This window comes from Sporolactobacillus shoreicorticis (assembly GCF_024125445.1).
In the GTDB taxonomy this organism is placed as follows: Bacteria; Bacillota; Bacilli; order Bacillales; family Sporolactobacillaceae; genus Sporolactobacillus; species Sporolactobacillus shoreicorticis.
The window spans coordinates 50,023-62,564 of the sequence record NZ_JAMXWM010000013.1 but is presented as its reverse complement, the minus strand read 5'-3'; the positions used below and the strand labels follow the sequence as shown (position 1 = coordinate 62,564).

General features: G+C 42.0%; 15 protein-coding genes. 14 read left to right on the top strand and 1 reads right to left on the bottom strand.

Features of this window, described 5'->3' with window-relative positions; all coding sequences use genetic code 11:
* Positions 1-34 precede the first annotated feature (34 nt).
* Genes NIE88_RS12020 through NIE88_RS12010 form a run of 3 tightly spaced genes read left to right on the top strand, consistent with a single transcriptional unit; the run spans position 35 to position 1,614 of the window.
* Entirely contained in the window at positions 35-544 is a 510-nt protein-coding gene (locus tag NIE88_RS12020) for a GNAT family N-acetyltransferase (RefSeq protein ID WP_253062405.1), read from the top strand.
* Between the two features lie 14 nt (positions 545-558).
* Entirely contained in the window at positions 559-1,227 is a 669-nt protein-coding gene (locus NIE88_RS12015) for an HAD family hydrolase (RefSeq protein WP_253062404.1), read from the top strand.
* Between the two features lie 18 nt (positions 1,228-1,245).
* Positions 1,246-1,614, top strand: a complete 369-nt coding sequence (locus NIE88_RS12010; protein WP_253062403.1) for a cytidine deaminase family protein — start codon at positions 1,246-1,248, stop codon at positions 1,612-1,614.
* A 47-nt stretch (positions 1,615-1,661) separates the two neighbouring features.
* Here NIE88_RS12010 and NIE88_RS12005 read toward each other — a convergent pair whose 3' ends face one another.
* The gene (locus tag NIE88_RS12005) at positions 1,662-2,042 is read right to left on the bottom strand and encodes a carboxymuconolactone decarboxylase family protein (protein WP_253062402.1); all 381 of its coding nucleotides are present in this window, start codon (positions 2,040-2,042) and stop codon (positions 1,662-1,664) included.
* Positions 2,043-2,122: 80 nt separating this feature from the next.
* On the opposite strand from NIE88_RS12005, the gene NIE88_RS22815 reads away from it, so the two are divergent.
* From NIE88_RS22815 to NIE88_RS11955, 11 genes are all read left to right on the top strand, one after another.
* Complete coding sequence (locus NIE88_RS22815; RefSeq protein ID WP_373689434.1) at positions 2,123-2,284, top strand: MerR family DNA-binding transcriptional regulator; 162 nt, start codon at positions 2,123-2,125, stop codon at positions 2,282-2,284.
* Positions 2,285-2,416: 132 nt separating this feature from the next.
* On the top strand, positions 2,417-2,767 hold the full coding sequence (locus tag NIE88_RS12000) for a YqfO family protein (protein ID WP_253062401.1): 351 nt from the start codon (positions 2,417-2,419) through the stop codon (positions 2,765-2,767).
* 412 nt (positions 2,768-3,179) lie between these two features.
* A complete protein-coding gene (locus NIE88_RS11995) occupies positions 3,180-3,626 on the top strand; it encodes a hypothetical protein (RefSeq protein WP_253062400.1) in 447 nt (148 codons plus the stop codon).
* Positions 3,627-3,648: 22 nt separating this feature from the next.
* A complete protein-coding gene (locus NIE88_RS11990; RefSeq protein ID WP_253062399.1) occupies positions 3,649-4,500 on the top strand; it encodes a metallophosphoesterase family protein in 852 nt (283 codons plus the stop codon).
* 210 nt (positions 4,501-4,710) lie between these two features.
* Complete coding sequence (locus NIE88_RS11985; protein ID WP_253062398.1) at positions 4,711-5,451, top strand: class I SAM-dependent methyltransferase; 741 nt, start codon at positions 4,711-4,713, stop codon at positions 5,449-5,451.
* A gap of 492 nt (positions 5,452-5,943) precedes the next feature.
* Positions 5,944-6,513 (top strand): TetR/AcrR family transcriptional regulator, encoded by a 570-nt coding sequence (locus tag NIE88_RS11980; protein ID WP_253062397.1) that lies wholly within the window; start codon positions 5,944-5,946, stop codon positions 6,511-6,513.
* A complete protein-coding gene (locus NIE88_RS11975) occupies positions 6,510-7,172 on the top strand; it encodes a class I SAM-dependent methyltransferase (RefSeq protein WP_253062395.1) in 663 nt (220 codons plus the stop codon). Before NIE88_RS11980 ends, NIE88_RS11975 begins: the two co-directional genes overlap by 4 nt.
* 162 nt (positions 7,173-7,334) lie before the next feature.
* On the top strand, positions 7,335-8,003 hold the full coding sequence (locus tag NIE88_RS11970) for a response regulator transcription factor (RefSeq protein ID WP_253062393.1): 669 nt from the start codon (positions 7,335-7,337) through the stop codon (positions 8,001-8,003).
* Positions 8,000-9,010: a sensor histidine kinase gene (locus NIE88_RS11965; RefSeq protein WP_253062391.1), complete on the top strand. Its 1,011-nt coding sequence runs from the start codon at positions 8,000-8,002 to the stop codon at positions 9,008-9,010. The genes NIE88_RS11970 and NIE88_RS11965 overlap by 4 nt, the downstream gene beginning before the upstream one ends.
* A 120-nt stretch (positions 9,011-9,130) precedes the next feature.
* On the top strand, positions 9,131-9,898 hold the full coding sequence (locus tag NIE88_RS11960; protein ID WP_253062389.1) for an ABC transporter ATP-binding protein: 768 nt from the start codon (positions 9,131-9,133) through the stop codon (positions 9,896-9,898).
* Positions 9,888-11,876: an ABC transporter permease gene (locus tag NIE88_RS11955; RefSeq protein ID WP_253062387.1), complete on the top strand. Its 1,989-nt coding sequence runs from the start codon at positions 9,888-9,890 to the stop codon at positions 11,874-11,876. Before NIE88_RS11960 ends, NIE88_RS11955 begins: the two co-directional genes overlap by 11 nt.
* The last annotated feature ends 666 nt before the right edge of the window (positions 11,877-12,542 follow it).

Genomic DNA, 12,542 nt, shown 5'->3' with positions numbered 1-12,542 from the left:
TTTACATTCGGTAAGGGGATGTGGAGGAATTAAATTGAACGAACCGCAATTGCAGTCAAACCGTTTGTTTTTATACCCTTTATCAATCCGTGAACTCACGCAAATCAACAGCAACGATTCGGATACGATTGAGATCTCGTTTGACTCTGAAACCATGTCAGAATCATTTCAGGCGGCAATCAGCAAAAAGATTCGCAAGATGAAACGAATCAGCGAAAAGCTGCATCCATGGTACACGTATTGGGCAATAATTGACAAAACTGTAGATAAAGGAATTGGTTTCGTTGGTTTTAAAGGATTTCCCAATAAAAAAGGATACTCAGAAATTGGCTACGGCATGTCGCTAAACTTTAGGAAAAGAGGACTGATGACTGAAGCGGTGAATACGTTAGCGGAATGGGCACGTTTAAATCCAAACTGTAAAGGTGTTACCGCTCGCGTGCTCAAAACAAATGTCGGATCGATTAAGGTACTGAAGAACTGCGGATTTCAAATCGTGACTTCAGATGAGCTGGAATGTATTTTCGTAGATAATTTTATTTGACGGGATGATGTGTCATGAAAACAAAAAGATGGATTTTCTTCGATCTGGGTTCTACTTTAATTGATGAAAGTGCGCAGGAAGAATCGATTGTCCATGTAATGAGCGACGCACTTTCCGCATTGGGCTTTCCTTGCTCAGCCGAGCATATCCGTCATCTGAGAGAGAATGCGTGCAGGTCGTATCAACACACGGTAAACGATGTTCTACCTTCATTGGTACAAACGAAAGAGCAGTATGAATTTGTGCGGAGTAAGGTTGTCTATTTGCCGGAGCAAGAGTTTTTGTATCCAAATGTGATCGAGGTATTAAGCGATTTATCCGCAAACTTTAATTTGGGGATCATCGCGAATCAATCCGAGGACGCACAGGAGCGGATGAAAAAGCTGAACATTCATCGGTATTTTTCTGTTTTTGCCTTATCCTCTGAACTTAGTGTCAAAAAGCCGGATCTGCGCATCTTTACCTATGCTCTGGAACGGGCCGGCAGCATGCCGAATGAAGCATACATGGTCGGTGATCGGCTGGATTTTGATATTTATCCGGCGAATAAACTTGGGATGAAAACAATCCGTGTTCTGCAAGGGATGGCTTGCCTGCAGCAGCCGAGGAATTCGGATTATGCACCCATGATGACGATTCAAGCAATTGATGATTTAAGCTTGAAATTGCGTGAAGCACCGTAGGGAATGGAGGGACGGCAAATGGATTTCAGCGAATTAAAGCGATTAGCGGAGGAAAAGGTGAATCCCAGAGCACTGTCTGAAGACTGCCAGGTCGCTTCAGTTGCCAGTGCGCTCGTTAAAGGAAACGTCTATGTTGGTGTCTGTATTGACACCGCCTGCAGCCTCGGATTTTGTGCAGAGCACGCAGCCATCGCGCAAATGATTACCCATGAAGAATCGCGAATTGCAAAAATTGTTGCGGTCGGGCGAAAGGGAAAGATTTTGCCTCCATGCGGGCGATGCAGAGCGTTCATTTATTTTGTCAACCACGAAAATATTGAGACAGATGTTATGCTCTCTGCGACAAAAATCATGAAAATAAAGGAATTACTGCCCTATATTATTTAAGCAACTCAAAAAAAGCAATTTACCAAAGTAAATTGCCGGAGTCTTGCTTAAATCAAATTTCTTTCTTTGAAGACTTCCTTTGCGACGGCAACGGCATTCAGTGCCCTTGGAAATCCAACATAAGGAACACATTGGATGAAAGCTTCGGAGATCTCTTTTGTGGTGACGCCTACATTCAATGCGCCATTGATGTGTACGCGCAGTTGATTTTCCGTACCGCCAATCGAGGCAAGACTGCTCAGTGTGATCAATTCACGCTGCCTTAGATCCAACTCGGGACGGGTATAAATATCGCCAAAGGCAAATTCGATAATAAACCGTCCCAGATCAGGCGCAATGTCCTTCAACGATTGGACAACCCGATCGCCTGTTTTTCCGTCTACTTCATTTAACTTTTCTAAACCTGCTTCATAACGACTTTTTTCCAATTTTTCCATCTCCTTTTTTGCTACAATAAAAGTGTAGCAGCTGGAGCTCACTCCATGTCAAGGCATCACGAGGGACGCTCCTGGTTTACTCAATTGGCGGGTTTTCCAAATTAACGGGTATAAGCATCGATACCCTTCGTTATTATGAAAAAGAAAAATCATTCATCTGGGCAGAAATACGAGCAATCAGAGACAGTTCACGGAGAAAGATAGAGTGTGGATTGACTCTATCCTCAGACTGAAAGAAACAGCGAAAAGCTTGAACATAATTTGGGCCATCTTGACCAGAAAATAGAAATCCATGCAGCGGTTATTATCGCACTTAAAGAATGAATCAGAAGGTACTTTTTCAGTGAATAAAGGGGGCAGAGAAAATGGAATGCAACACATACAAAATTGAAGTGCTGATTCCCGAACGTTATATTGCTTCACTTAGGAATCGATTAAACGAAGCCGGTATTCTTACAGTGGGGAAATATGACAACGTTATCTCATATTCAGAAGTTAAAGGTTACTGGCGAACGCTTGAAGGCTCGGATCCCTATGATGGAGAAGCTGGTACTTTATCTGAGGGGACGGAATGTAAAATGGAATTCAGATGCCGGCTTCAGCAGATTGATGCTGCCCTGATGATCATTAAAGCCATTCACCCCTACGAAGAACCAATTGTTAATATTATTCCTTTGCTTTGTTTTGATATAAGTAAAGATAATCGATATTATTGAAATAGACTATAGAGGATGACCATGGCTGATGTGCCAAATATATTCAACGCGCTGTCGTGTCCGATCGTTCGTCGAACTATAATGGTGTTTGATATTAAAACATTGTTAACGAATGGATGTAAAATAACTGGCGGAGATGTTCATCATCAATTTATTTGACCTCATTTCCATTTTTGGACTTTTTGTTTACTCACCAGATTGGAATTCAGTCAAATTTTGAATATCTTGAGGGCGAGGAATGATTTAAACACCAATACGACAGGAAGCTGCTAAGTGACCTGAAGTTTAGAAGATTCATCAAAAAATACAATCTAAAAAAAGTATTTTTAAAATGATGAACAAAAAGAGATTTTAAAGCCGAATTAGAGCAGTGGATAAAAAAATATAGTGGGCGGAAAAGAGATTATGAATCATGAAAAAACGTTTCATTATTGTCGGCCTTGTATGTGTTTTAGCAGCCATCCTTATTATTAAGATCTTCACATCGTTTGATATATTAGCCAAAGTGAATCAACAAATACGGGTTAAGAATCATCTTCAATCGTTTAAACTAACAGAAGCAAAAATCGATTATCATGTAGCAATTCGAAAAAGTTCGAAACCGTACGACTATGTTTCCATTACCGGTTCTGTCCCTTCATTCGTTAAGAACGAATTTGAACAATTGCGGCCGAATTCAAGCATCCTATCCTTAAACCTTTATACCTCAAAGAATCTCATCTATGCGGGAAGCAAAGCAACACAGATCACATTGTATGTGAGAGACCAATCCGTTCTGAAAGAAGTCGCGCTTAATGGCAAACGCTTATCAACGACCAAAAAAGCATTTGACATGCCCAGTGTCGGGGATCGGGAATAATGGTAAGAGAGGTGGAGGGAGCGTGAATCATAAAATAGCTTTGTTTGCTGATGTACATGGGAATACAACCGCATTAAAAGCGGTCATTGAAGACTCCATTCTTGAGAAGGTCACTGACTATTGGTTTTTAGGCGACCTCATCATGCCCGGACCAGGTTCGGCCGATCTATTGGCACTGCTGAAAAGCATCAATGTTTCCGTTTATGTAAAAGGCAACTGGGAAGACTGCCTTCTCGAAGCACTTGCGGGGGAAGTTGACCTCAATGATTCCTCTGATATTTATATCGCGCGTCTTGCTCAATACCAATGCGAAACTTTAAATAACGCGCAAATAGAAATGATCAAGCGTCTGCCTTTACATGCAACGAAGACAATCAATGGGCTGAACATCAGCATTGCGCATAACTTGCCGGATAAAAATTATGGCGGTGATTTGGTACCTGATCAAACGCAGCAAAATTTTGATCGCCTTTTTACACAACCTCAAAGTGATGTTGCCATTTATGCTCATGTACACCACCAGATGTTGCGTTACAGCAGCGAAGATCAGTTAATTATCAATCCGGGTTCTGTGGGCCAACCCTATTTTAAGTGGGCGAAACACCGCTGTGATCGGCGCGCGCAGTATGCCATTTTTGAAATTGATGAACAAGGTGTGGCGCAAGTCAGCTTCAGAAAAGTCGGCTATGACGTAAACAAAGAACTGCAAGAAGCAAAACGGCATACTATTCCTTACCTCACTTTGTACAAAGAACAACTGGAAACCGGCAAAACGCACACACATGACAAAGACTTTTTAAAAGAAATCAACCAACGTTACGGCTACGAGAAAGATGTTCGTGAGTTTTTAACAAGCTTGGATCTTGACGGATGACTGACACAATTGTTCCAATACAGTACTCCCAATCGGAACTAAGGCACTAATGGATGCGGACAATAAAACTATTACTTTGTCAGAAGGTGCGTCGAATAAGAATTTGATTCATTATTTAAAGATTGTTCAGCATGCTTTGCTGTTCAAACTATTAAAATGGAGACGGGCTATACGTTTTTATACAGATAAAATTTAAAGGGGTGATGGCAATTGAAGCAACATCGAACTAATTATGGAATTGATGCACCTATGGTTCCTATATTATATGTTTTAGTTGGTTGTAGCGCTCTATGTATATCAGTTATTGAGTTGATTCACGATCAAAAATCAGGATACTGGATTTTGATCTATGCATTATTTATGCTGAGTGGTGGAGGCTTCCACCTGCACACCTCCTTACGGGGAAAATTCTTAATTTGGAGCAATGTTTTTGCGGAGTTAAAACTACCCGAAAATGCAAGAATATTGGATTTGGGATGTGGGCATGGTGCTGTTTTAATCAAAGCTGCCAAATTTCTTGGAGGCAGCGGGGAAGCCGTAGGGGTTGATTTGTGGCGGAAAGTCGACCAATCCGGCAATGATATGCATGCAACGGAAAAGAATGCATTGATAGAAAATGTATCAAATAAAATTCAACTAATAACAGCAGACATGACGGAGCTTCCCTTGCAAGAGGAAAGCTTTGACTTTATCTTTAGCAGCTTAGCAATACATAATATAAAAAGCAAAGAAGGAAGAGACGATGCACTTCGTGAAGCAACGAGAGTGTTGAAACCTGGAGGAACATTAATCATTGCTGATATTAGTAAAACTAAGGAATACATGCGGACACTTCAATCCCTCTCATTTAAAAATCTAAGTCGTCAAAATACTGGATGGATCGGTTGGTGGACGGGACCGTGGCTGTCAACCTATTTAATTAAAGCAACCAAAGCAAAAAATAATTTATGATTAATGATCAATTAGTCTCGTTGTGTATTTGGACGAACCGTGACATGTCAGAGGGTCCGTGCAGGGACTTAGTCTGATGAATTGTTTTACAACAGTGATTATTTTTGCCTTTTAAAAGCCTGTGCTATATATTAAGGCTTGTCTGGGCATCTTCCGCAGAGGCATGGCTGCCACTCACTTGAGCATATTTTGAACTTCCCATCTCCTCGTATTAAAGTACAGGATGATTTAGTCAACACAACAGTCCGTTTGGCTCACAAAAAAATAAATAAATGTATTAAGGTCAACGATCAGATGAAAAACTTGAAATGAAACATTCACTTGATAGGTAAAGGTCTCTTTATGAAGTAGAACCGAAAGATCATGATTTTGTCAGATACTAAATTTACAAATGCAAAAAATCATATGTAAATTTGAGATTGACAATAAACGTTTAGTGTATTATTTTGGTAACATACGTTACGCAACATATGTTACCAAAGGGGCGATTGTGTGCCACCGATGCCAATAATTAATAAAAAAGATATTTTGTCGGCCGCCGTGAAATTAGTTAGAACCGGCGGTATGGAAAGTCTTAATGCAAGAAGTCTTGCGCGCAGTTTAAATTGTTCAACAAAGCCTTTGTTTCGCATTTATCAGAATATGAATGATTTGAAAGAGGATGTAATTGAGGAACTGAACAATTATTATAATTCCTATATGGAGGGCAGAATGAGCCAACAAAACAGGCTCTTGACACAAAGTATCGCGTATATTGAATTTGCTCGGCAAGAGAAGCACATTTTTAATACTCTTTTTATGGATAAAACCTGTGCAGGAAAAAGCATCGACGACATACTGCGCGCAGAATGGAATCAGCCTTCTATTCTAAATGCGAAAAATGTTACTGGATTAAACATGGAACAAACCCGTTGCTTATTCAGAGATGTATGGCTCTACTCACACGGAATTGCAACGCAAATTGTCGCTAATGCTGTTGATTTACCCTATGAAAAGGTCGTTGAATTGATGAACAATGCGTTTCAGCGATTTTCGTTAGTCATAGAGGGGGAAAAACAATGAGTGAACGTTTGGAAGATATGAGCAGTTTCTTTGATAAACGTGTTGATAATTATGAGCAACATATGCGCGATGATGTAACTGATTCTCTCCAATTTTACGCCGAAACAGCAAGCTTGATTCCAGCAAAGAAAAATCTTAAATTACTGGACTTGGGTTGTGGTACCGGGCTGGAACTTGATGAAATTTTCAAGATTAATGAGAATGTGTTTGTCACGGGCATTGACCTATCGTCAAAAATGCTTGAACGTTTGATGTTGAAGCATAAAGAAAAATCAAATCATCTTAACTTGATTAAAGGTTCCTATTTTGATGTTGATTTTGGGACGGAAAAGTTCGATATTGCACTTTCCGTTCAGACGATGCACCACTTTACACATGAAGAAAAAGTTACTCTATACGCTAAACTACACGATTGCTTACTGGCTGATGGCTACTATGTTGAAACGGATTATATTGCCAACGCTCAGAAAGACGAAGACTTTTACTATGCAGAAAGCAAACGACTTAAAGCGAAGCAAGGCATCACTAAAGGATTTTATCACTTTGATACACCATGTACCGTTGGAAATCAAATGAACTTGTTGAGACTGGCAGGATTTAGTTGTGTCAAACTGCATAAACGATATCGAAGCGCGGCGATATTTGTTGCTGAAAAGTAATTATAAGGAGAGCACAATGAAAAAGCTGATTATTGTAAATGGCACTATGGATGTAGGAAAGACCACGCCACGGTATCAGAATTTGTATCGGACAAACTGGAACCGAGTGTTTTTTTAGATGGCGTTTACTAATAAACAAGGAACGAAAGAGGCGGTGACCGCATGACAAAACTAATGATTGTTGAAGATGATGAAAAAATTCGTGATGAACTGCGACTTTTCTTTGAGCGGTACGGTTATGTAGTCGCCTGCGCAACGCAGTTTGATCATGTTGTGGATGAGGTACTCTCTGCCAAACCGGACATCCTTCTGTTGGACATTAATTTGCCTTATTATGACGGCTTTTACATATGCCGTTCCATTAGAAAGCAATCGAAAATGGGAATTATTATTGTGACCAGCAGAAATGCGGAGATGGACGAGCTGATGAGCATGAATCTGGGAGCCGATGATTTTGTGACGAAACCGTTTAATACGCAGATTCTGTTGGCACGCGTCGCGTCATTGGCCGGAAGGGTGAGGCAAGATGGCGTGCAGACCTCTGTTCTGAATTATGGGAATTTCTCGCTTGATGCCAACAAAATGCTGCTGATTTGCGGAGAGCGATCCTGCGAATTGTCCAAGAATGAATATCGGATCGCTGCCTGTCTCTTGCGGGAGCGGGGGAAGATTGTTACGCGTGAACAGCTGATGGATGATTTATGGAACAACCATCAATTCTTGGACGACAATACGCTGACGGTTAATGTCAATCGGTTACGAAGAAAAATGAGCGAGATTCACGCAGAACCGAGCATTCAAACCAAACGAGGAGTCGGATATCGGCTATGATCGTGCTCAGCGATTATTTAAAAGAACGTCTGCCGCTTCTTCTGTCTCTTCTATTTTCGTTTACTCTGTTCGGCGGTGTGTTTGCGCTTTTTGAGATTAATTTCTGGATTTATGCGTTGGTCGCGGTCATGGGGCTTGCGGCTGTTTTGCTATGCCTTGTTTTCGATTACCGGAAGAGACGGCATTTTTTCAGAGAGGTCACACGGCAGTTCGAACAGCTCGACCAGAAGTATTTGATTGCCGAGGTTATTGAGCGTCCGGATTTTGCGGAGGGTGAGGCTTTGTATGATCTTGTGAAAATGACTGATAAAGCGATGATCGAAGCGATAAATCGTTACAAATTCACAATGAAGGATTATAAAGAATACATCGAGCTGTGGCTGCATGAGGTGAAAACGCCGCTTGCGTCAAGTCAACTGATTCTTGAAAATAATCGATCACCGGCCGCAGACAGCGTGCGCGATGAACTTGAGAAAATTGAACGGCTGCTTGAACAGGTTCTTTATTATGCGCGCAGCAGTGACGTGGCTTACGACTATGTCATCCGAACTTGCGGGCTTGACGTGCTTGTGAAGCAGACGGTTCAAAAACACCGTCATGCATTTATCAGCGCGCATGTTCATTTGGACTGTGGACCGCTTGATGAGCAGGTTGCCGTCGATCCGAAATGGCTGATGTTTATTTTGGGGCAGTTGCTGACCAATGCGATTAAATATAGGATCGGCAGTGATCCACGGATACGAATTGAATCAATACACCGCAAAAATTTTGTCGCTTTGCGGGTCATTGATAATGGTTCGGGCATTTCGGAACGTGATCTAGAGCGCGTTTTTGAAAAAGGGTTCACCGGAGAGAACGGACGGATGAATGGGAAATCGACCGGCATGGGTTTGTATTTGGCAGATAAACTTTGTGAAAAATTAGGTTTTAGCCTCGTGATTGATTCGAAAAAAGGTGTGGGTACCACAGCCATTGTCATGATCCCGCAGCGTAATCCCTATGAATAACGCGATGTTTTCTGTTGGAGAAAACGAACAGTTTTGTTCGTTTATGATCGCGAGTTCGATGGAACGGCCTCAGATTTCCTGCCATACTGAACGCATCAGATGAGGGGAGTTGGATAGAAAATGGCCCATGTACTTGAAGTCACACATATTGAAAAATATTACGGAAATAAGCGAAATTTAACCAAAGCGATTGATGATCTTTCGCTAACCGTATCGGAAGGCGAATTTGTCGGCATCATGGGACCGTCCGGGAGTGGTAAGACGACGCTGCTGAACTGCATTTCCACGCTCGATACCGTAACCAGTGGTCACATTCTCATTTCAGGACAGGACATCACTCATTTAAAAGGGGGAAAATTAGCTGCCTTTCGTAGGGAGAACCTAGGGTTTATTTTTCAAGATTATAATTTACTGGACACCTTGACCATTTATGAAAATATTGCGCTCGCTTTTACGATTCAAGGCATCAAGCACTCTGAATTTGATTCGAAGATTCACAAGATCGCGCATCTTCTCGGGATTGAGAGCTGCCTCAATAAGTTTCCTTATGAATTATCAGGCGGACAGAACCAACGCGCTGCTGCTGCTCGCGCGATTGTGACCGAGCCCTCGCTTGTTCTTGCCGATGAACCGACCGGAGCGCTTGATTCGAAATCATCGCGACTGCTGCTTGAACACATGACAAAAATGAACGAAGAACTGAAAGCAACCATCGTGATGGTCACTCATGATTTGGTGACGGCAAGCTATGCGCGGCGGATTTTATTTATCAAAGATGGACAATTGTTCCATGAACTCGTTCGCGGTGATGACTCCCGAAAGGATTTCTTCGATCGTATTGTTGAAGTGACAACGGTCATGGAAGGGGACGCAGAGCATGTTCGCTAAACTTTCACTGCGCAACGTGAAACGCAGTTATAAGGACTATGCGGTCTACTTTCTGACCATTATTGTTGCCGTCAGCCTTTTTTATGTGTTTAACGCACTTTCGCAAAAAGATGCTTTAGGCCGGGTCATGCATTTGAAAAACGCGGATATAGCCAAAGCGATCAACATGGTGATGACTTTCTTGTCCATTTTTATTTCGTTGATTCTTGGGTTTCTGCTTATATATGCCAACAATTATTTAATTCGACGAAGAAAAAAGGAGATGGGGATTTATTTAACACTTGGTATGAGCAGACGCAAGGTTTCCGGGCTTTTGTTTCTGGAAACTTGTGTGATCGGTCTTGTCTCGCTTATCATTGGTTTGATTGTCGGCGTTTTCCTCTCGCAAGGATTTGCGGCATTGATTCAGCGCCTGGCTCTTGGTAATCTGCAAGTCTCGATTCGTTTTATTTTCTCTACTGCAGCGGGTATTAAAACGATTCTTTATTTTGCCGCTATGTTTCTTTGCGTCATGATTTTCAATACGGTCGTGATTGGGCGTTACCGCGTGATTGAGTTGATTCGCGGAGAACGTAAGAATCAGCGGATCAGACATTGGCCGTCTTATTGTTACTTAATTGTGCTTGCATGCAGCGTGACTCTGATCGGGCGCGGCTACTGGCTGATCAACTATTACGGGTTGCATACGGTATCAAAGGAAATGGGCTACGCGATTTTATTCGGGATGATCGGCACGTTTCTGTTCTTTCTCTCACTGGCCGGGTTCGCGCTCAAGTTCATGAGCATAAGTAAAAATGTGTATTTCAGGCATTTGAATATGTTTGTCATGCGTCAAATCAGCAGCAAAATGAATACGGCATGGATTTCCATCTCGCTTGTCACATTGCTTCTGTTTTTCTCGATCACCGGTCTTGCAATCGGTGTGAACCTGAGTAAAAGTTTAAATGCGGCAACCGACCAGGTTGCCGCTTTTGATGTGAGTATAAGAGGAAAAGGGACATTAGATGGACTTAAGCAGCAGCTTGAGCAAAAACGGATTAATCCTGACGATTATTCAAGGCACTTGAATGCCTTTATGCTGTACGGCTCGCCTCTTAAATTAAGCGACTTTCTTCCCTATACGAATCAAAGTCAAAGAAAGTCAATGGATCAACTTTATGATACCCACGCACCAATACCGGCGATGAAGCTGTCTGACTATAATCAGCTGATGCGTGTGCAGGGAAAGCGTCCGATTCACTTAACCGCCCATCAGTGGAAGCTGATTACTCCTGACCTTGGCGTTGTGAAGCAGCTCAATCCGCCAAGCTCTTTAAAGAAAATAACTTTTTGGAATAAAGGCAGGGTGCAGCAGACCACGATAGAGAATTCGGTCAGTACTTCATACGCACTCGGCGTTGTCGTTCCGGATCATGAAGTACTCGGCATGAAGCCTTTTTATTCCATCATTAATTTTAATTTTGAAGGAAACAAAACGAAACAACTGGCAGATCTGCAGAAAAAAACAAAAGCTCTTGAGGAGCCGACAGCAGAAACGAGAGTCCTGACCCGTGCTTTTATCGCAGATACGATTTTGGGAAACAATCTAATGGTCAATTTTGCCATTCTCTATCTTGGTTTAATCTTTCTGATTGCCGGTTGCGCGATTCTGGCTTTGCAGCAGCTTGCGGAGTCTGCGGATAATGTTCATCGTTATAGTGTTCTCAAGCAGCTCGGCGCCAGCCGCAAAATAATACATCAGGCATTGTTCACGCAGATCGCCATCTACTTTTTCATTCCGCTCAGCGTCGCGATGATCCATGCCTTTGTCGGTTTGAAGGCGATGGACGCGCAGAATGAAGCGATTAGCAGCAGCGAGAGTATATGGAAAACCGCTTATGTTGTGATTCCGATCCTGCTTGTCATTTATCTCGCCTATTTTATTGTCACCTATTTCAATTCAAAATCAATTGTGAATAAAAACGCGAGAAAAGCGTAAGAGAATAATAAGTAGAATAGAGCGGGCAAAAAGGCAGGATGCTGAGCAATCGGCCCTGCTTTTTTTTACGCCAAGAAACATTCATGACCCGCCGGAGTCTAGCGAAGCCAGGTTTTCTAACAAGATGAGAAAGTTTAGTATTTGGCCTGTTGATACAACGATAAGGTCATAGGATTCAGTTGGGCGGATCAGGTAAGCACCCAATCTGAGAAATAACCGGAAAAATTCCGCTTAATTCGAAAATGAATGAAAAAATCGCTTAAATAGACGGAGAAATTCCGTTTATCAAATCGAAAAACGTGAAAATGGAGGACCTTTCTTTGAATAAGCGGAAAAATTACCCTTATTTACCCGTGAAACAAGCGCTATGATGCATATAACCGGAAAATCTCCGCTTATTTTACTTCGTTACTTAATGAAGAACCAAAGTGATTTATGAAATAAAAATGTCTGTTCAAGGTTGATGATTCAAAACCGCATTTGGAGCGAAAGCCATCACGTCCTGTGAAAGTACGTCCTGCACGCAACGCGAAAGCCGCGGCCTCCTGCGGAAGTAAGAACCGGGCGCTTTTTACCCGGTTTTTCTTACACAAATAAGAAGGTATAGAAATTTGGAGAAATCTAGTGAAGTGCAACTAAGGCTTCGCCTTTGTCAGGGTTTGGCAA